The organism is Pseudomonas sp. GW823-FHT02C05 (genome assembly GCF_058797595.1).
Genome location: NZ_JBXAJU010000001.1, coordinates 443,278 through 462,444, shown reverse-complemented (window position 1 = coordinate 462,444; position 19,167 = coordinate 443,278). Strand labels below are relative to the sequence as shown.

Below are 19,167 nucleotides of genomic sequence, written 5' to 3'. Positions count from 1 at the left end.
AGGCCGGGCAGTTGCTGCCGGAACTATTGCGCCAGGCCTTTGCCTGATTCCCTGGCGGCTCAAGCCGGGCCGCCGCTTCTGTTCAAGGACGCTTTCACATGCCGCAATCCCCCGACCCTTCATGGCTCGAAGCCGCCTGGGCGCAACGTGAAGAACAGATCTACCCGGCGCTGTTCGGCGCACTGGGCCCGGGCATCTATCCCCTGGACATGGCGCTGTTCAGCCAGGTCTTTGGCCAGCACGACGTCGATCCGCGCTGGCTCACCCACGGGGTCTTCGAATCACCGCCCAATGCCGGACGCAGCAGTTGGCTATACGTCACTTCGGGCCTGTCCAATGCCTGGGAAGATGCCCGGCCCGATGCCGATGGCGAATCCGGCATGGGCCACGAACTGCTGCTGGAAACCCGCGAACAGTCACCCTGGGCCCTGCGCCTGTTACGCAATTTCTGCGCCTACCAATTGCTGCTGGCCGCCGGCCGTTTTGGCGAGCAGCCGCCGTTGGGCGAATGGGACCGCATGCGTACCGGCGAGCCGATCAATGGCGGCGACAGCCTGTTGCAGGCACTGCTGTTCATCCCCGCGCCGGGTTTTGCCGGCCCCCGGCAATTGCTGAGCGGGCGCTTCGGATTTCTGCAGATCATCGGCCTGACCCTGGCCGAACACGCCTGGGGCCAGGCCGAGGGCTACCCGGCCCTGATGGAGCGCCTGGCCCTGGCCGGGGCAGCGCCGGTGCTGGACCCGACCCGAGCCAGCCTGTGCTGAAGGCCGGTGAAAAATCCGCCACGACCAGGGCGGATCGTCATTTTTCCCGCCACGGCGGGCCCGCATGAGGTAGATTCAAGCAGCGAACAATCTCGCGACGACGTTTGCTTTCTTGCCCTGCCGCTGGAAACCAAGCCCCGTACCGGTGGCTCTGTTCACTGCCCCGCTATTTTTTCGCCACTGGCCGCGCATGGTGCGGTGGCGACGCTTTCAGGAAATGGATGAATGCCGCAAAGACAAGTGATCAATGCTTCGGTGAGCCCGAAAGGCAGCCTGGAGACCCTCTCGCAACGTGAAGTGCAACAGCTCAGCGCCGCCGGTTCCGGCAGCATCTATACCCTGTTCCGCCAGTGCGCCCTGGCCATCCTCAATACTGGCGCCCACGTCGACAACGCCAAGACCATCCTCGACGCCTACCACGATTTCGAAGTGCGCATTCACCAACAGGATCGCGGCGTACGCCTGGAACTGCTGAACGCGCCGGCCGATGCCTTCGTTGATGGCGAGATGATCGCCAGCACCCGGGAAATGCTCTTCAGCGCCCTGCGCGACATCGTCTACACCGAGAACGAACTGGACAGCCAGCGCATTGACCTGGACAGCTCCCAGGGCATCACCGACTACGTCTTCCACCTGCTGCGCAACGCCCGCACCCTGCGCCCCGGCGTGGAGCCCAAGATGGTGGTGTGCTGGGGAGGCCACTCGATCAATACCGAGGAATACAAATACACCAAGAAGGTCGGCCACGAGCTGGGCCTGCGCAAGCTGGACATCTGCACCGGCTGCGGCCCGGGCGTGATGAAGGGCCCGATGAAGGGCGCCACCATCGCCCACGCCAAGCAGCGCATGAGCGGCAGCCGCTACCTGGGCCTGACCGAGCCGGGGATCATCGCCGCCGAGGCGCCGAACCCCATCGTCAACGAGCTGGTGATCCTGCCGGACATCGAGAAGCGCCTGGAAGCCTTCGTGCGCGTCGGCCACGGCATCATCATCTTCCCCGGCGGCGCCGGCACCGCGGAGGAGTTCCTCTACCTGCTGGGCATCCTGATGCACCCGGACAACCGCGACCTGCCCTTCCCGGTGATCCTCACCGGCCCCAAGAGCGCGGCGCCCTACCTGGAGCAGCTCAACGCCTTCGTCCTGGCAACCCTGGGCGAAGCGGCGCGCCAGCACTACCAGATCATCATCGACAACCCGCCGGAAGTGGCGCGGCAGATGACCGAGGGGCTCAAGACCGTCAAGCAGTTCCGCCGCGAACGCAACGACGCCTTCCACTTCAACTGGCTGCTGAAGATCGACGAGAGCCTGCAACGTCCCTTCGATCCGACCCACGAGAACATGGCCAACCTGCAACTGAGCCATGCCCTGGCGCCCCACGAACTGGCGGCCAACCTGCGTCGTGCGTTCTCCGGCATCGTCGCCGGCAACGTCAAGGACCAGGGTATCCGCCTGATCGAGCAGAAAGGCCCGTACAGCATCCACGGCGACCCGGCGATCATGCAGCCCCTGGACCAGCTGCTCAAAGCCTTCGTCGAGCAGCACCGCATGAAGCTGCCCGGCGGCGCCGCCTACGTACCGTGCTACCGCGTGGTCAACTGAGCCCTGCCCTGCTGCCTTGAACAACGCCGCGTTCGCTGCCTGGGAACGCGGCGTTTTTTTTGCCCGGCATCCACCCGCAGCGCAAGCGCCTCTGTGCAGCGGCCTTGCGTCCTTGAGCAGCACAAAGAGGCCTGCTGGCCACTCTGACTTTCCCACCTGAGCGACATCGCCTTCCTGCCCTTCCGGCAGCCCCTCCAGAAGGTGCCCCCGTAGCTAAAAGCGCCTTCTGCTCCCCTGCGCCAATGAGCCTGCCTGGTCCTCCTCGCGGTTTGACAGCTTCCCAGGCAGTGTGGAATAGTTTTTCAACTTAATGGAACTCAATTCCATTTTTTATCATAGTTCAAAAAAGGCCCTGTCATTGTGAGCGACGTTCCCGCTGCAACCCTCCCGCCCCTGGATTGTGATTTGCTGGTAATCGGCTCCGGCGCCGCCGGCCTGGCCTGTGCGGTGACCGCCGCGTGGCATGGCCTGAAGGTGATAGTTGTGGAAAAGGATTCCACTTTCGGCGGTGCCAGCGCCTGGTCCGGCGGCTGGATGTGGGTGCCGGGCAATCCCCTGGCACGCCGCGCCGGCATCCATGAAAACCCGCAGCAACCGCGCACCTACCTCAAGCATGAGCTGGGGGAGCGCTACGATGCCGCACGCATCGACGCCTTTCTGGATAACGGGCCGCAGATGGTGGCCTTCTTCGAACAACACACGGCCCTGCAATTCGTCGACGGCAATGGCATCCCGGATATCCACGGCCAGGTGCCCGGGGCCGGGATCGAGGGCCATCAGGTGATCGCCGCGCCGTATGACGCCCGGGCCATCGGCCCACTGCTCAAACGGCTGCGCAAGACCCTGCGGGAAACCTCGTTCCTGGGCATGCCGATCATGGCCGGGGCCGACCTGGGGGCCTTTCTCAGCATGACCCGTTCCTTCAGGTCGCTGCTGCATGTGGCCGGGCGCTTTGCCCGCCACCTGCGGGACCTGGCGCTACACGGCCGGGCCATGCACCTGGTCAACGGCGTGGCGCTGATCGGCCGGCTGGGCAAGTCCGCCGAGGACCTGGGGGTCAACCTGCTGGAGTCCACCCCGGCCCGCTCGCTGCTGCGCGATAGCCAGGGCGTGCAGGGCGCCCTGGTGGACACGCCTGAGGGGCCGCGGGAAATCCGCGCCCGGCGTGGAGTGCTGCTGGCCGCCGGCGGCTTCGCCAATGACCTGCCCCGGCGCCAGGCGTTGTTTCCCCGCGCCCCGGGGCCGGACGAGCACCTGGCCCTGCCGCCGCGCAGTTGCTGCGGCGACGGCATCCGCCTCGGCGAACAGGCCGGTGCCGTGCTGGCCACGGACCTTGCCAGCCCGGTGGCCTGGGCCCCCGTCTCTCGGGTGCGGCATGCCGACGGCAGCATCGGCCACTTTCCCCACATCATCGACCGGGCCAAACCCGGGCTGATCGGCGTGCTGGCCAACGGCAAGCGTTTCGTCAACGAGGCGGACGGCTACTACGACTACACCGCGGCCATGCTGGAGGCGGTTCCCGCGGGCGAGGAAGTGGCGTCCTGGCTGATCTGCGACCACCGCTTCCAGCGCCGTTACGGCCTGGGTTTTGCCCGGCCCTTCCCCCTGCCGGTGGGGCCGCTGGTGCGCAGCGGCTACCTGGTACGGGCCGACTCCATCCAGGCCCTGGCCAGCCAGTGCGGCATCGACCCCCAGGGCCTTGCGGCCACGGTGCAGGCATTCAACCAGCATGCCCGCAACGGCCAGGACCCCGAGTTCGGCCGCGGCTCGACGCCCTACAATCGCAAGCAGGGCGACGCCCTGTATCCCGGGCCCAACCCCTGCGTGGCGCCCATCGAACAGGGGCCTTTCTACGCGGTGAAAGTGCTGCCCGGCAGCTTCGGTACCTTTGCCGGGCTCAAGACCAACGCCCAGGCCCAGGTGCTGGATTCGCACGGCACGGCGATCCCCGGGCTGTATGCCGCAGGCACCGACATGGCCAGCGTGATGGGCGGTTTTTATCCCTCCGGCGGTATCAACCTGGGGCCGGCCATGACCTTCGGCTACATCGCCGGGCGCCATGCGGCCGGGGTCAGCGACTACGAAGTGCCGCTGGATCCTGGTGCCGAGGCCACCTGGGGCTGAGCCGCCAGGACGGGCTCAGGGGCCCCGGTCATCGCCGGCATCCTCATTGACCAGCGGCGCCTGCAACTGGCGTTCGAGCTGCTGGCCGAGGTAATACACCCCGGCCATGACCCCATGCTCGGGGTCATGCAACTGCCTGGCCCAGGCCTGATCGAAGGCTGCGCCCAGGTCCCGTCGGGTCTGGGCCTGCAGGTCTTCCCGGTCATGGTCCTGGACCAGCGCCCGGACCCCGGCCACTCCCACCGAAATCAGCGCGCCGGCCACCCGCCCCACCGCCGCCGCCACCGCACCGGCCACACTGCGGCTGGCGAACTGGGCCTGGAGCTTGTCACTGGTCACCTGCGCCACCTGGGACACCCCCGGGGCCGGCGCTCCCTGTTCGCCGGTCGGGGCGCCATGGATCTGCTGCAGCAAGGGCCCATAGGCGGGCAAGCGGGCAATGGGCTCGGCCCGTATCAACTGGTTCAAGGAGGCGCGCTGCTCGGGGGCCGGCCCCAGGTCGATGGCTAGCACCTGGTCCAGATGGAGTTCCAGTTGCGGTGCCGGCAGTGGGTAACGGCTGCGGATCTGCGCCAGTTGCTGGCGCAGCAACTGCACATAGAACTCCATGGCCTCGCCGGTGATCGCATCGGCATCAACTTCCAGCGCCACCGGTGCCAGCACCCGTTCCTGGTACTGCTCCTGCAAGTAGGCCGCCAGGCGCCGGGAAGCTTGCCCGGCGTCGCCTTTATCGTTCAAGGAATACCAGCCGACCTTGAGCGACAGCCATTCCTGGGTCCAGTAGCCGCTGAACCAGGGAATGAAGTTTTCCTCGGTCTGCTGGTAGACCCGGGTCCGCCAGTGCTCCATGGAGCCCTGGGCATAGACCTCGGCCTGTTCAGTGGCGCTGCGGGAGGCTTCCAGCAGTTCATGGTTGACCTGGCGCCAGGTGGCCGGGCTGACCGGCATCGCGGCCACCGGCTCGGGGACCCGATGGGCGCAGCCGGCGAGCACCAGCATCAGCACCAGGACCCCGTGGCGGCAGCAGAGCATCGTTGGCCGCAAGGCATGTACCTCCCGCAAAGGCCGCGCCAGGCTCGACAGGTCGCCCTGGCGTTCCAGCAGTATAGGTAGCGCAAAGGCGGGCCCGATCGATTGCGAGCCGGGCTTTTTTCCTGCACCACGAAGAAACACTGCCACCGCCTACCGGCCCTCGGTATATTGCGCCCCGGCGCCTGCGCCACGGATCTGCCCCCTACAAGGAACCCCCATGCTCTACCGTATTGCCGCCGACAGCCTGGTGCTGTTTCACCTGTCCTTTATCGTCTTCGTGCTGCTGGGCGGCCTGCTGGTGCTGCGCCACCCGCGGCTGATGCTGCTGCACCTGCCCGCCGCGGCCTGGGGCGTGGCAGTGGAAGTGCTGCACCTGGAGTGCCCGCTGACCCGCTGGGAAAACCTGCTGCGCCACGCCGCCGGCCAGGACGGCTACGGCGCCGGCTTCATCGAGCATTACCTGATCCCGCTGATCTACCCCGCCGGGCTGACCCCGGGCATTCAGCTGTGGCTGGGCAGCCTGGTGCTGCTGATCAACCTCTGGGTCTACGGCTACCTGGCCCGACGCTGGCTGCGCAAGCGCCGCGCCTGAGCCTGCCGCCAGCCGGAACGGCGCACCGTTCCGGCCTTGCCTCCTCTGTTCGCCCCTCTATGAAACAGCCGAGACAGCAGCGCCGACGCCTGAGGCAGGTGTTTCGCTATATACTTTTGTATATTGCGATTTCACACCCCCCGAGATTTGCCCATGCACTGCCCCTCATCCACCCCGTTTTGCCTGCCCTCGCAGGCGCTTGAGGCCGACTCGGCAGCGCCCCGGGTGCCAGCGCCAGCCCGCCAGGAACGCCGCTCGCGCCTGCGGCATCGGCAACTGATCCTCGATGCCGCCCGCAACGAGTTCGCCGCCAAGGGCTTCAGTGCCTGCCAGACCCTGGATATCGCGCTGCGCGCCGGGGTGCCCAAGGCCAACCTGTACTACTACTTCCACACCAAGGAAAACCTCTACGCCGAAGTCCTGCAGCCCCTGCTGGAACCCTTGCACCAGGCGTCGCGGCTGCTGCACCCGGAGGCCGATCCGGCGCAGGCGTTGCAGGCCTACATCGAGGCGCGGATGCAGATCGTCGAGGATTTCCCCCTGCGTTCGAAGATTCTCTGCAGCGAGTTGCTGCACGGCGCGCAGCAGTTGCCAGAGGCCTGGCGTGAAAGCCTGGAGGCGCAGAACCGCAGTGAAATCGCTTGCCTGCGCAATTGGGCCGAACGTGGCCTGATCCGCGCCATTGCCCCGGAGCACCTGCTGCTGTTCATAGGAGCGGCGACCCAGACCTACCCCACCCTGGGCTGGCAGATCGCCCTGATGAGCGGCGTAGCCCAGCCCTCCAGCAGGGACTTCCAGAGCGTCGCGGCCACCCTGACCCGCATGGTGCTGGCCGGGGCACTGCCGGCGCTGGCGAGCGCCCAGGGGCTGCCGGCCCGGGCCCTGGCGATCTAACCCGGTTCGAGTTCACCCGGGCGTTCGCAAGCCAGGGTCAGGGCCTGCCAGGTCGGCTCGTCAGCGGGAATCAGGTGTTCGATGCGCAGCGACGCCACGGTGATGTCCTGGGGCATGCCGAAGGTGGTGAAGGTGGACAGAAAACGCAGCTCGCCCCCGGGCCCGCGCACCCGGGTCAGCAGCAACGGCTCGGCCGGGCTCGGGGTCGCCGGCGACTCTCCGGGGAACGGCAGGCCGGCCAGCAGCGCCGCCAAGCCGGGGTCGCCCATGGCCTCTCGGGAGGCCCGCTGCCAGGCCACCTGGCGCACCTCCTCGGCATTGATCAGGCAGTCACCGAAACCACCGGGCTCCAGCAGGGCCGTCAACAGGTTGAAGCCCTGTTCCATGGCGTGTTGCGACAACCCCAGCAGTTGGAACAGCGCCGCGGTAGCCTGATTGGCCGCCAGCACTTGCCAGCCACTGTCGATGACGATCGCTGGCGCCGGGTTGTTGGCCTTGAGCAGGTGCATCAGCGCTGCGCGCACCGGCGCCAGGCCGGGGTCGGCCAGGGGCAAGGCGGCGTAGCGCGGCGCATAGCCCGCGGCGAGGAACACCCGGTTGCGCTGGGGCAAGGGGGTGTCCAGGGTGGTCAGCAGCGCATCCAGCAAGGCTGGGCTGGGCTGGGCGCGGCCGGTCTCGACGCAGCTCAGGTGGCGCTGGGAAATCCCCGCCTGCAACGCCAGGTCCAACTGGCTCAAGCGCGCCTGGCGCCGTAACTGGCGCAACTGTGCGCCCACCGGCAAGGGCCCGGCGCGGGGAGCTTCAAGGGTGCAGGGCATGGCGGCGCGACCGCTGTCGGGCACAGGCATCCGGGCTCAGCCCACACGCTTGCAGAAGATCAGCTCGGGGTCCTGCCCGTCGAGGTTCTCGATCACCCCACTGGGCTGGAAACCGGCCTTGGCAATCAGGCCCCGGGCCGCCAGGTTCGACTGGTTGGTGGAGATGAACAGCCGGGGCGTGCGACAGGCCTGCTCGGCGGCGTCGAGCAAGCGCCGGGCCACGCCCTGGCGTTGCTGCCCCGGAGCCACCACCACCAGGGACACGAAGCCATGGTCGAAGAAGTCATGGTTCAGCAGCAGGTAGCCGACGACCCGGCCGGCCGCCACCTCCACCCAACCCTGGCCACGGCCCACCGCCACGCGTACGGCATCGCCCCGGCTGGCGTGGGCCTGGGCATAGGTGTCGCACTCGAGCATGGCCGGCACATCATCGGGCCCGGCCACGCGGATCACCCGGCCTGCGCCGGGAGCCTGCTGGTTGGAAGTCATCGCTGTTCAATCCTTGAAAGTGAAAGTCGCACCGCCCCAGCTGACAGCCTGAAGCGCCCCGCTGTCTATGACCTGGGGGGTCATTGAGTGACAACAGGCTTGCCACTTAGCCTGTTCGCTCCCGCTTGTTCAAGGATTTTCACCGTGAAAAACACACTCTGGCGACTCTGCATCGGGCTGTTCGCCGGCCATGAGCTGGATGCCGTGGCGCAGCGTGAATGGCGCCTGCTGTATGGCCTGCGCAACCTCGACCCCATGCTCGGGCAGCACCTGTTCATTGCCCTGCACGTCCCCCTGTGTGCCGGGCTGGTCCAGCTGTGCGGCCATCGGCGCCGTCGCGTGCGCGAGCTTGCCCGCCAGTGGCTGGCGGCGCTCGCCCTGCTGCATGCCGGATTACATCAACGCCTGCGCGACGACCCGCTGTACCTGTTCGACTCCCTGCTGTCGCAAAGCCTGATCTTTGGCTGTGGCGCAGCCGGCCTGCTGTATCTGCTGCTGGGCCTGGCCACCCGCAACCGCCGCGCCGTACACCCTGCCCATCCCTGATCGAGGACTGCGCCATGCGCCACCCTTACCCCGCCCTGCTGGCTCTACTGGGCTTCAGTGCCTACACCCTGTACTGCCTGTTCCAGGCCGAACAGTCGCTGCTGCAATTCGGCCTGCAACTGCTGTCGCGCCCGGACACCGCACAAGTGGTGATCGACCTGTACCTGATGGCGCTGCTGGCGGCTGCGTGGATGCTGGGAGACGCCCGCGCCCGTGGGCGCTCCTGGCGTTCGGTGCTGCCCTATCTGCTGCTGACGGCGGTCTTCGTCTCCATCGGGCCCTTGCTGTACCTGGTGGTTCGCGACCTGCGCCCGCCCCGGCAGCCACTGGCCGGCGGCGCTTGAGCGCGGGCCTCAGATCAGGCGCTGGATCTCCTTGTGGCGCCACACCAGCTTGAAGTAGCAGACCTGCAGCACCAGCATGGTCAGGTAGGCCACCGGGAACGCCATCCACACCCCTTGCAGGCCGAAATGTGCGTCCAGCACATAGGCCGCCGGCACCTGCACCCCGAGGATGCAGAAGATCGAGATCGCCACCGGCACCAGCACCGTGCCGCTGGCGCGCATGATGCCGCCGACCACCGCCTGGAAACCGAACACCAGGATGCTCCAGAGCATGATGTGCAGCAGGTGCTGGGCCTGCACCAGGGCTGCCGGGTCGATGATGAACAGGCCCAGCAGCCAGTGGGAAATCAGGTAGCCGAGCAGCACCAGGGCGCCGGTGAGGCACAGGTTGATCGCAAGCCCGGTACGCAGGATCGGGGTGATGCGCTCCAGGCGCCCGGCGCCGATGGCCTGGGCGCCGAGGATCGAGGCGGTGATAGCGATCGACAGCGCCGGGAACTGCACGTAGTTGACGATCTGGGTCACCGCGCCATAGGCCGCCGTGGCCTGGGAACCGTGGCGGTTGACCAGGGCCAGGATCACCAGTTCGGAAAGCGAGATGACCACCATCTGCACCCCGGTGGGCAGGCCGATGCGCAGCACCTTGCCGAGTATCGCCCGGTTCAGCCGCAGCGCCGCGAACAGCGCCCGGTCCGGGGCCAGGGGGTGGTCGCGGCCACTCAGGCGCCAGACCAGAAACCCCATGGCCAGGATATTTCCCGCCAGCCCGGCGAAGGCCGCACTCTGGATACCCATGGGCGGCAGGCCCAGCCAGCCACGGATCAACGCCGGGGTCAGCAGCAGCCCCGCCAGGGTCGAGACCATCAAGGCCAGCAGGGGCGACAGGGTATCGCTGACACCCCGCAGCAACTGGGTGTAGAGCACGAACACCAGCAGCAGCGGCATGATCAGCATCATCACCCGGGCATAGCCCACTGCGTCGTCCAGTACATCCGCCGGTGTGCCCAGGCCCTGCAGGGCCGGGCGGGCGAACAGCATGCCCAGCACCGCCCCCAGCAGGCCGATCAAGGCCCCCAGCATCAGGGTACTGCCGGCCACCGACTTCACCGCATCCAGCTCCCGGGCACCCCAGGCCTGGCCGATCAGCACCGAGGCACCGGCCCCCAGGCCGATCACCAGGGCAATGAAGAAGAACACGATGGGGAACATCCCCGACACCGCCGCCAACGCCTGGGTGCCCAGCAACTGGCCAATGTAGATACCGTTGAGGGTGCCGGAAAACGACTGCAGGAAATTCGACAGCACCATGGGCAGCAGGAAGACCAGGTACACCTGCCAGAGGGGGCGCTGAGGGGAAATGGACATGAAACAGGCAACCTCGGATCAAGAGGACGAAGGGCCGCGAAGAAGCCCCGTGGCACGGGGCTCGCGTCGGACCTGAAACATGTAGCAACCCAGGCCGCGCACGGCGTTCCGACAGCGCGGCCCGGGGTTTATATCAGTGGTTGACGTCGACCACCACCCGCCCGCGAACCTTGCCTTCAAGCAACTCGTGGGCGACGGTCAGGGCCTCTTCCAGGCCCACTTCGCGGGTGATCCGCTGCAGGTGCTGCTGGTCCACCTCGGCGGCCAGGCGTTCCCAGGCATGCACCCGCTCGTGATAGGGACGGGTCACGCTGTTGATCCCCAAGAGGCTCACCCCACGCAGGATGAAGGGCGCCACCGAGGCCGGGAAATCCATGCCCTGGGCCAACCCGCAGGCGGCCACCAGGCCATCGGCGGCGGTGCCGGCACAGACGTTGGCCAGCGTATGGCTGCCCACCGAGTCGATGGCCGCCGCCCAGCGTTCCTTGGCCAGCGGACGCCCCGGCTGGGACAGCTCGGCGCGCTCGATGATGCGGCTGGCGCCCAGCGCCTTGAGGTAGTCGGCCTCCTCCGGACGCCCGGTGGCGGCGATCACCGAGTAGCCCAGGCGCGACAGCAGGCTGATGGCAAAACTGCCGACCCCGCCGCTGGCACCGGTGACCAGCACCTCGCCGTGTTCGGGGGTCAGGCCGCTGCGCTCCAGGGCGATCAGGCAGAGCATGGCGGTGTAGCCGGCGGTGCCGATGGCCATGGCCTGGCGCGCACTGAAGGCTTCAGGCAGGTGGATCAGCCAGTCGCCCTGCAACCGGGCCTTCTGCGCCAGCCCGCCCCAGTGGCTCTCGCCCACGCCCCAGCCATTGAGCAGCACCTGCTCACCCGGGCGAAAGCGCGGATGGCTGCTGGCTTCGACGGTGCCTGCCAAGTCGATACCGGGGACCATGGGAAACTGCCGCACCACCGGGCTCTTGCCGGTGATTGCCAGGCCGTCCTTGTAGTTCAGGGTGCTGTAGGCCACCCGGACCGTGACATCGCCCTCAGGCAGTTGCGCCTCCTCCAGCTCGCGCAGATGGGCGCGATAACCTGCAGTGTCTTTGTCGATCACAATGGCCTTGAACATCATGGACTCCTGTTGGCAAGGGAGGCTGCAGCGCTGGCTGCAACGGCGTAGAGCGCGAACGCGCCATCCTACGCAAGCCTCTGCAAGGCGTCCATGAGCCTCCCCTCCCCACCCGCGACGCTCGAAACAGCCCACTGCCCACGCCGGCGTCGCGTATCGCAGTACAGCCCAGCGCGCCCGGCCTGCCGGAACCAGGGCGTGGAGTAGCCCGGGCGTGGCAGAACCTGGCCCCAGAGCGCTACCATGCGGCGGCATCTGCCCCCTGACCGAACGGATTTCCGACCTTGTCCCATCTCCTGGAAAAAGCCGCCGCGCGCGGCGACCTTGCTGCTCTCGAGCGCCTGCTGGATGCGGGTGCGGACCTTGAATGGCAGCACAAGGGCACCGGCCGCACGGCCTTGCTGGCCGCCACTATCGCCGGGCACCGGCCGGCCGTGGCGCTGCTGCTGGCGCGCGGCGCGAATGTCCAGCAGCCGTGCAAGGCCCTGGGCTACAGCCCCCTGGCCTGGGCCGCCAGCCACGGCGACACTGCCCTGGCCGAGTTGCTGATCGCCCATGGCGCAGCGCTCGAACAGGCCAGCCCCGAACTGCAACGCACCGCCCTGATGAACGCTGCCCAGGCTGGCCACGAGGCAATGGTGGCCTTGCTGCTCAAGGCCGGCGCCAACCCCTCGCCCGTGGATTTCCAGCAACGCAACGCCTGGTCCCTGGCCGAAGAAAATGGCCATGCCCAGGTCATGCAACAGCTGGAGCAGGCCGGTACCGGGGCACCGCCAGCACCTGCACCGGCCCCTTCCCTGCCCTGGCCGCCGCTGGTGCCTGGCACTGACAGCAGCGCAGATCCGGTCACCCAGGTGCGGGCCTATACCCTGGCTTTGTACGCCTGGGAACAGCGCGGCAATGCCCTGGGCCACGACGCGCTCGACGCCGCCTTCTGGGCCGAACCGCAACAGTTGCTCGAACGTTTTTGTACCCTGCGACCGCGGGCCTATCCGCGAGCCTCCTATGGTTACCCCACGACCCACGCCGAGGCCGACGAGCTACTGGGCTGCCAGTTGCTCAAGCCCGCCCAGGCCGAAGTGCTGGTGCGCGACCCGGCGTCCCGGGCCCTTTGCTACGAGCATCGCTTCGTGGTCAAGCGGGTTGCCGGCCAATGGCGCATCGACAGCGTCAAGCGCCGCCTGGCCGGCACCCAGAAATGGGCAAACGCCATTCTCTAGCGGGGGCAAGGGGCAAGAGCGAACGGGCGCAGCCTGCTCGACGTGCGGCACGGTTCGAGCTCGTCGCCCCTTGGCGTGCAGTCGCCCGCCATCACCACCGCTGTCCAGATCCGCGTTGAAACACGTGCCGACAAGCCCCTGGCCCGACAGCAGGCGGCCGCCAGCCAGCAGCAATTGCTGGTTGGCGGGCGGGCTGCTGCCCGTGGTTAAATGCCGCCCCGAAAAAATGACCGGCCCCGCTGATGACCCCTCTCGCCCTCGCCACCCTCAACCAGCACCTGTTGACCGCCCTGGCCGCCGCGCCCGGCGAAACCCGGCGCCTGTTCCATGGCCGCGGCCGCTGCTGGCCGGGGCTGGAACAGCTGACCGTGGACTGGCTGCAGGGGGTAGTGCTGGTGTCCTTGTTCAAGGAACCCGAAGCCGGGCAACTCGAAGCCCTGCAGCAGTTGCTGGCGGAGCTGGGCTCGACCCCGCAATGGGTGGCCAGCGGCGCCCGCAGCCTGATGCTGCAACACCGCTACCTGCCCGACAGCCGTGGCGAGTGGCTACTGGGCGAGGCCATCGACAGTTGCACCATCACCGAGGAAGGCCTGCGCTACCAGGTGGACCTGGGCAGCAAGCAGAACAACGGGCTGTTCCTCGACATGCGCTACGGGCGCAACTGGGTGCGGGCCAATGCCCGGGGCAAGAATGTCCTGAACCTGTTTGCCTATACCTGCGGCTTCTCGGTGGCGGCAATTGCCGGCGGCGCCGAGCGGGTGGTCAACCTCGACATGTCCCGGGCGGCCTTGAGCCGCGGCCGCGACAACCACCGGCTCAACGGCCACGACACCAGCCGGGTGAGTTTCCTCGGCCATGACCTGTTCAAGTCTTGGAGCAAGGTCAAGCAGGGCGGGCCCTATGACCTGGTGATCATCGACCCGCCGTCGTTCCAGAAAGGCAGCTTTGTCCTCGGCAAGGACTATGCGCGGGTGCTGCGGCGCCTGCCGGAGTTGCTCACGGCCGATGGTTGCGTACTGGCGTGCATGAATGATCCGGCGTTTAGCGTGGATTTTCTTCTGGAGGGGATGGCCGAAGCGGCGCCGGGGTTGCGCTTTGAACAGCGGCTGGAGAACCCGCCGGAGTTTCCGGATGCGGATCCGCAGTGCGGGCTCAAGGCACTGGTATTTCGGCATGGGGCATAGGCCTTGATCCTGGCTGGGTGGCCGTTGCTGCAGCAACGGGCATCCAGCCAGGCCCTTACAACTCCATCCGATACTCGATCACCCCCGGCTTGTGCGCCACCCAGTCATACAACCGTTGCGCCCGCTTGTTGCTCTCCTGGGTATGCCAGTACAAACGAGCGCACTGGTGTTGCCGGGCAAAGGCCTGCACCCACTCGATCAACAGTTTCCCCGCCCCGCTGCCGCGAATCGACGGGGCCACGTACAGGTCTTCCAGGTAGCAGAAGTCGCCGACGGCCCAGGTCGAACGGTGCAACACCAGGTTGACGAAGCCGATGACTTCATCGCCCTGCACCGCCACCGCCGAATACATCGGTTCCCGCGAATCGAGGAAACGCTCGAACGTGCGGCGACTGACCTCTTCGCTCAGCGTCACCTGATAGAAATCCTGATAGGCCAGCCACAGCGGCAGCCATTGCTGGTAATCCCCAGGCTGAATCGCCCGTACCGCCACCGCAGGTTGTTGATCGCTCATTACGCGCTCCTCTTGATCATCCACACCGGGATCAGCCCCGGTTATTGAAGAGTGCGCAGGTTAGTGCGTGAGTGGCGGATTTTATCAGGCCAATTCTGCCATCTGTAACAGACCACTTTGCCCAACCCCTCACAGCCCGGGCTGCTGATGGGTCACGCAGTGAATGCCGCCGCCCCCTGCGGCGATAGCGTCGATATCCAGCTGGATCACCTGCCGTCCGGGGTACAGGCTGGCGAGCAGGCTATGGGCCTTGGCGTCGGCCTGCCGGTCACCGAACTGCGGTGAGATCACCGCCCCATTGATCACGAAATAGTTGATGTAGCCGGCGGCGAAGTCCGGGTTGCCCCGGCTGAAGCGGTTCTGCCGGGGATTCATCGGCGGCGACAAGGTATGCACCTGCAGCTTGCGACCATCGGCGTCACTGGCGGCTCGCAGGATCTCCAGGTGCTCGAGGGTTACCGAGTGATCATAGGAGTCGGGATCGTTGTCGAGGTTGGCCACCACCACCCCCGGCCTGACGAAACGCGCATAGAAGTCGACATGGGCATCGGTGATGTCCCGGCCCTTGATCCCCGGCAGCCAGATGATCTTGCGCAGGCCGAGGCAAGCCTTGAGTTCCTCTTCGACCTCGGCCCGGCTCCAGCCCGGGTTGCGGTTGCCGTTGATCCAGCTGCTTTGGGTCATGATCCCGGTGCCGTGGCCGTCCACTTCAATGCCGCCGCCCTCGCCCACCAGTTCGCTGCGCAGATAACGGGCGCCTGCAGCGTCGGCCATCTGCCGCGCCAGCCGGGCGTCCCTGGCGTGGCGCTGTTTGTTGCCCCAGCCATTGAAGTTGAAGTCCACCGCGCCCAATCCGCCTTCCCCATCGACGACAAAGTTGGCACCGATGTCGCGCATCCAGATGTCGTCCAGTTCGGTGCTGACAAAGGTGATGTTGTGCGAGCCGCACAACTGCTCGGCCAGGCCGCGCTCCTCTGCCCGGCAGAACAGGGTCAGGGGCTGATAGGCGGCAATTGCCCGGGCGATCCGCCCCTGGGCCTGTTGCACGTCGCCGGTAAAGTCTTCCCAGATGGCCTCCTGGGCACCAAAGGCCATGAAGGCCCGCTGCTGGTGGTCGCCTTCATCGGGCAGGGACCAGTGGCCCTGCTCCGCGGCCCGGGCACTGCGCGGCCCCAGGCCAAGGGCAGGCATGGCGGCGACAGCGGCCAGCAACGAGGCCTGTTTGATCAGTTGACGTCGGGTGGGCATGGGGCGGTTCTCTTGTCCAAGGGGTTGCATGAAAAGGTTCGGGGCGCGGCGCGGGCCCTCGCCGACAAGCCGGTTCCCACCCGGGAGTGTAGGAGCCGGTTTGCCGGCCAAGCGCATGGCGCACGGTCAGTGGCGGGCAGCGGTGGCCGTCTTGAACTGGGTCCAGGTGCGCATTCGAGCCCGCATATCGGCCTGGGGAATGTCGCGGCCGGGAATCAAGCGTTCGAAGGTGGCGGCATCCGGGTAGATATCCGGGTTGTTGCCCATCTGCGGGTCGACACTTGGCCGCGCCCGGGCATTGGCCGTGGGGTAGCCGGTGAAGTTGCTGATGGCCGCCATGTTCTCTGGTCGGGTCACGAAGTTGATGAAGGCATAGGCATATTCCGGGTGCCGCGCATCCTTGGGGATCGCCATGGTGTCCATCCACACCGTGGTGCCTTCCCGGGGAATGCGGTACTGGAACTCGACCGCTTTGCCCGCGGCGTCGGCGGCGCGCTGGGCCTGGGTCATGTCGCCGCTGTAGCCCAGGGACAGGCACAGGTTGCCATTGACCAGGTCGGTCACCGGCTGCGACTGGAACTTGCGGATATAGGGCCGCAGCTTGCCCAGCAGCTCGCCGGCGGCCCGCAGATCCTCGGGCCGGGCGCTGCGCGGGTCGCGCCCCAGGTAGTGGAGCGCCACCGCCAGCACCTCGTCCGGCGAGTCGATCAGGGAAATTCCGCAATCGGCGAAGCGCGCCGCCAGCTCCGGCTTGAACAACAGGTCCAGGCTGTTGACCGGGGCATCGGGCAGGCGCTCGGCAATCTGCCGGGCGTTGTAGGTCAGGCCGATGGTGCCCCAGGTGTAGGGCACCGTGGCCTGGCGGGCCCCGGGGTACTGGGCGCGCAGCTTCTGCAGACCGGGCTCGATATCGTCCTGGCCGGTCAGCCGGGCCGGATCCAGGGTCTGCAGGCTGCCGGCGCGCATCAGGCGCTCGGCCACGGTGTCACCGGGAAAGATCAGGTCGTAGCCACTGCCGCCGGTCATCAGCTTGGCTTCCAGCACTTCGCTGCCCTCCATCACGTCGTAGATCACCCTGATCCCGGTTTCGGCGGTGAAGCGCGCCAGGGTATCGGCGGCGAAGTAGTCGGCCCAGTTGTACAGGCGCAGGGTCTTGTCCTCGGGTGCGGCCTGGGCCTGGAGCGCTACCAGGGTCAGGGCCAGCATGCCCGCGCAGCGGCGTTTCCAGCGTTTGCCTGTGGTCTGCATGTCATGCCTCCCGGGGGTTCCAGCGTGGGTGAAGGTGTTGGCCGTCCAGGCTCAGCAGCGGCCCGTACATCTCCGGGCGACGGTCGCGGAAGACGCCCCAGGTGCGACGCTCCTCGGCCATGGCGGCCAGGTCCAGGCGCTGCAGCAAGACCCCTGTGCTGTCACGATCGGCCTCGGCCAGCAGCCGGCCCTTGTGGTCGCAGATGAACGATGAGCCGTAGAAATCCATGTGCAGCGCCAGGTCACCGGTCGCCACTTCACGGCCGACCCGGTTGGCTGCCACTACCGGCAGCAGATTGGCCGCCGCGTGCCCGCGCATGGTCATCTGCCAGTGATCCCGGGAGTCCAGCCCGGCGCTGCCCGGTTCGCTGCCGATGGCGGTGGGAAACAGCAAGACCTCGGCGCCTTGCAGCGCCAGGCAGCGGGCGGTCTCTGGGAACCACTGGTCCCAGCAGATGCCGATGCCCAGGCGGCCGAAAGCGCTGTCCCAGACCTTGAAACCGGTGTCGCCGGGGCTGAAGTACTCCTTCTCCTGATAACCCACGGCGTTGGGAATGTGGGTCTTGCGGTACACCCCCAACAAGCGGCCGTCGGCATCGGCGACGCTCAGGGAATTGAAATAGGCCGTACCGGCCCTTTCGAACCAGCTCAGGGGCAGCACCACACCCAGCTCCCGGGCCAGGGCGGCGAAACGCTGGAGCACCCGGCTCGCGGGGTATTCCTCGGCCAGGGCCAGGTGCCGGTGCTGCTGTTCGATGCAGAAGTACGGCGTGGCGAACAGCTCTTGCAGGAGGATCACCTGGGCGCCCCGGGCTGCCGCTTCGCGCACCAGCTGTTCGGCGCGGTCGAGGTTGCCCGGCAGGTCCCAGGTGCAGGGCATCTGGGTGGTCGCGACGATCAATGGGTTCATGCCTGCGCCCTCGTTGGCCATTGGGGTTGCTGCTGGGTGATGCAGTGCACGCCACCACCGCCGTGGGCCAGATGGTTGATCCGCACCGGCACCACTTGCCGGTCGGGGAAGGCTCGGGCCAGCACCTGGGCCGCTTGCTGGTCGGCGGCGATGCCGTAGGCCGGCATGATCACCGCGCCATTGGCCAGGTAGAAGTTGGTGTAGGAGGCGCAGAACACCTCGGCCCGGTGGTCCACCGCGGCGCTGGCCTCGAACAGCTCGATCAGCTCGAAGGCACGCCCGCGGGCATCCCGCGCCAGCTCCAGGGCACGACGGTTCTCGCGCACCACTTCGGCGTACACCGAGCCCCGGTCATGGGTGGCATCCACCAGCAGCACCCCGGGGCGGGCAAAGGCGCAGACCCCGTCGACATGGCCGTCGGTCATGTCCCCGGTCACGTGGTCCGGGTCCCCCGGCAGCCAGATGATCTTCTGCACACCCAGTAGGCGCTGGAAGATCGTCTCGGTCTCGGCCTTGCCCAGGCCCGGATTGCGGTTGGGGTTGAGCAGCACCGATTCGGTGGTGATCAGGGTGCCCTCGCCGTCCACATGGATGGCCCCGCCTTCGTTGGCCAGGGGCGTGCCGAAGCAAGGCAGCCCCAGTTGGTCCAACAGGCGCCGGGCCAGGCTGCGGTCCAGGCTGTGCTCGGACTTGCCGCCCCAGGCGTTGAAGCGCCAACTGACCCCGGCCAGCCCCAGCTGCGGATGGCAGATGAAACTCGGGCCGGAATCCCGGCACCAGCTGTCGTCCACCGCCTGGGGGACCAGCTCGACATTGGCGCCACACAGGCGTCGGGCACTGTCCAGGGCAGAGGGATCGACCACCAGTTTCACCGGTTCGAAACCGGCGATGGCATTGGCCACCCGGGCGAAGTCTGCCTGCACCTCGGCCAGGGTCACGCCCCATACCGACTCCCACAACCCCCGGTTGTGGGGCCAGACCATCCAGGTCGCCGCGTGGGGCGCCCACTCGGCGGGCATCCGCCAGCCACTGTCCTGCCTGTCATTGCCTTGCATGGGCCCTGCACCTCTCAAGTAAGGTTTTTTTATCAATCAACCAACAAGGTTGAAACACAGCGCCCATGCTATGGCTTTGAAAAACCGCCAACAAACGATAGATT

General features: G+C 67.0%; 19 protein-coding genes. 9 read left to right on the top strand and 10 right to left on the bottom strand.

What is annotated here, in order from left to right; translation table 11 throughout:
* Positions 1–98: 98 nt before the first annotated feature.
* The 3 genes from AC1RGE_RS02320 (at position 99) to AC1RGE_RS02310 (ending at position 4,487) form a co-directional block, all read left to right on the top strand.
* Positions 99–764, top strand: coding sequence for a suppressor of fused domain protein (locus AC1RGE_RS02320; protein ID WP_410037010.1), 666 nt, complete (start codon positions 99–101; stop codon positions 762–764).
* A 225-nt stretch (positions 765–989) separates the two neighbouring features.
* Complete coding sequence (gene ppnN, locus AC1RGE_RS02315) at positions 990–2,363, top strand: nucleotide 5'-monophosphate nucleosidase PpnN (protein WP_041117516.1); 1,374 nt, start codon at positions 990–992, stop codon at positions 2,361–2,363.
* Positions 2,364–2,723: 360 nt separating this feature from the next.
* Positions 2,724–4,487, top strand: coding sequence for an FAD-dependent oxidoreductase (locus AC1RGE_RS02310; RefSeq protein ID WP_492583198.1), 1,764 nt, complete (start codon positions 2,724–2,726; stop codon positions 4,485–4,487).
* A 15-nt stretch (positions 4,488–4,502) separates the two neighbouring features.
* Here the strand turns inward: AC1RGE_RS02310 and AC1RGE_RS02305 are convergent, their stop codons facing one another.
* Positions 4,503–5,531 (bottom strand): hypothetical protein, encoded by a 1,029-nt coding sequence (locus AC1RGE_RS02305; protein WP_492583196.1) that lies wholly within the window; start codon positions 5,529–5,531, stop codon positions 4,503–4,505.
* 205 nt (positions 5,532–5,736) lie between these two features.
* Between AC1RGE_RS02305 and AC1RGE_RS02300 the strand changes: the two genes are divergently transcribed.
* The gene (locus AC1RGE_RS02300) at positions 5,737–6,111 is read left to right on the top strand and encodes a DUF2784 domain-containing protein (RefSeq protein ID WP_011060745.1); all 375 of its coding nucleotides are present in this window, start codon (positions 5,737–5,739) and stop codon (positions 6,109–6,111) included.
* 153 nt (positions 6,112–6,264) lie between these two features.
* On the top strand, positions 6,265–7,005 hold the full coding sequence (locus AC1RGE_RS02295) for a TetR/AcrR family transcriptional regulator (protein WP_170866306.1): 741 nt from the start codon (positions 6,265–6,267) through the stop codon (positions 7,003–7,005).
* On the opposite strand, the gene AC1RGE_RS02290 is transcribed toward AC1RGE_RS02295, so the two are convergent.
* Complete coding sequence (locus AC1RGE_RS02290) at positions 7,002–7,823, bottom strand: helix-turn-helix domain-containing protein (RefSeq protein WP_011060743.1); 822 nt, start codon at positions 7,821–7,823, stop codon at positions 7,002–7,004. The genes AC1RGE_RS02295 and AC1RGE_RS02290 overlap by 4 nt on opposite strands.
* A 36-nt stretch (positions 7,824–7,859) precedes the next feature.
* Positions 7,860–8,312: a GNAT family N-acetyltransferase gene (locus tag AC1RGE_RS02285; RefSeq protein ID WP_053150808.1), complete on the bottom strand. Its 453-nt coding sequence runs from the start codon at positions 8,310–8,312 to the stop codon at positions 7,860–7,862.
* A 144-nt stretch (positions 8,313–8,456) separates the two neighbouring features.
* Here AC1RGE_RS02285 and AC1RGE_RS02280 point away from each other — a divergent pair, with 144 nt between their 5' ends.
* Entirely contained in the window at positions 8,457–8,858 is a 402-nt protein-coding gene (locus AC1RGE_RS02280; RefSeq protein WP_019094428.1) for a DUF6713 family protein, read from the top strand.
* A 14-nt stretch (positions 8,859–8,872) separates the two neighbouring features.
* On the top strand, positions 8,873–9,202 hold the full coding sequence (locus AC1RGE_RS02275) for a DUF2834 domain-containing protein (RefSeq protein ID WP_011060740.1): 330 nt from the start codon (positions 8,873–8,875) through the stop codon (positions 9,200–9,202).
* 9 nt (positions 9,203–9,211) lie between these two features.
* On the opposite strand, the gene AC1RGE_RS02270 is transcribed toward AC1RGE_RS02275, so the two are convergent.
* Positions 9,212–10,567, bottom strand: a complete 1,356-nt coding sequence (locus AC1RGE_RS02270) for an MATE family efflux transporter (protein WP_011060739.1) — start codon at positions 10,565–10,567, stop codon at positions 9,212–9,214.
* Positions 10,568–10,700: 133 nt separating this feature from the next.
* Positions 10,701–11,684 (bottom strand): acrylyl-CoA reductase (NADPH), encoded by a 984-nt coding sequence (gene acuI / locus AC1RGE_RS02265; RefSeq protein WP_011060738.1) that lies wholly within the window; start codon positions 11,682–11,684, stop codon positions 10,701–10,703.
* A gap of 284 nt (positions 11,685–11,968) precedes the next feature.
* Here acuI and AC1RGE_RS02260 point away from each other — a divergent pair, with 284 nt between their 5' ends.
* Together AC1RGE_RS02260 and AC1RGE_RS02255 are read left to right on the top strand one after the other, a co-directional pair.
* Positions 11,969–12,904 (top strand): ankyrin repeat domain-containing protein, encoded by a 936-nt coding sequence (locus AC1RGE_RS02260; protein ID WP_401334490.1) that lies wholly within the window; start codon positions 11,969–11,971, stop codon positions 12,902–12,904.
* Between the two features lie 242 nt (positions 12,905–13,146).
* Entirely contained in the window at positions 13,147–14,088 is a 942-nt protein-coding gene (locus AC1RGE_RS02255; protein WP_463588289.1) for a class I SAM-dependent methyltransferase, read from the top strand.
* Between the two features lie 55 nt (positions 14,089–14,143).
* Here AC1RGE_RS02255 and AC1RGE_RS02250 read toward each other — a convergent pair whose 3' ends face one another.
* From AC1RGE_RS02250 to AC1RGE_RS02230, 5 genes are all read right to left on the bottom strand, one after another.
* Positions 14,144–14,602 carry a GNAT family N-acetyltransferase gene (locus AC1RGE_RS02250; RefSeq protein ID WP_492583194.1) on the bottom strand — a complete coding sequence of 153 codons (459 nt, stop codon included), beginning with the start codon at positions 14,600–14,602 and terminating at the stop codon, positions 14,144–14,146.
* A 129-nt stretch (positions 14,603–14,731) separates the two neighbouring features.
* Complete coding sequence (locus AC1RGE_RS02245) at positions 14,732–15,850, bottom strand: agmatine deiminase family protein (RefSeq protein ID WP_492583192.1); 1,119 nt, start codon at positions 15,848–15,850, stop codon at positions 14,732–14,734.
* A gap of 126 nt (positions 15,851–15,976) precedes the next feature.
* The gene (locus AC1RGE_RS02240) at positions 15,977–17,056 is read right to left on the bottom strand and encodes an extracellular solute-binding protein (protein WP_492584236.1); all 1,080 of its coding nucleotides are present in this window, start codon (positions 17,054–17,056) and stop codon (positions 15,977–15,979) included.
* A gap of 43 nt (positions 17,057–17,099) precedes the next feature.
* Positions 17,100–18,008, bottom strand: a complete 909-nt coding sequence (gene aguB / locus AC1RGE_RS02235; RefSeq protein WP_492583190.1) for an N-carbamoylputrescine amidase — start codon at positions 18,006–18,008, stop codon at positions 17,100–17,102.
* Entirely contained in the window at positions 18,005–19,063 is a 1,059-nt protein-coding gene (locus AC1RGE_RS02230) for an agmatine deiminase family protein (RefSeq protein WP_492583188.1), read from the bottom strand. Before AC1RGE_RS02230 ends, aguB begins: the two co-directional genes overlap by 4 nt.
* Between the last annotated feature and the right edge of the window lie 104 nt (positions 19,064–19,167).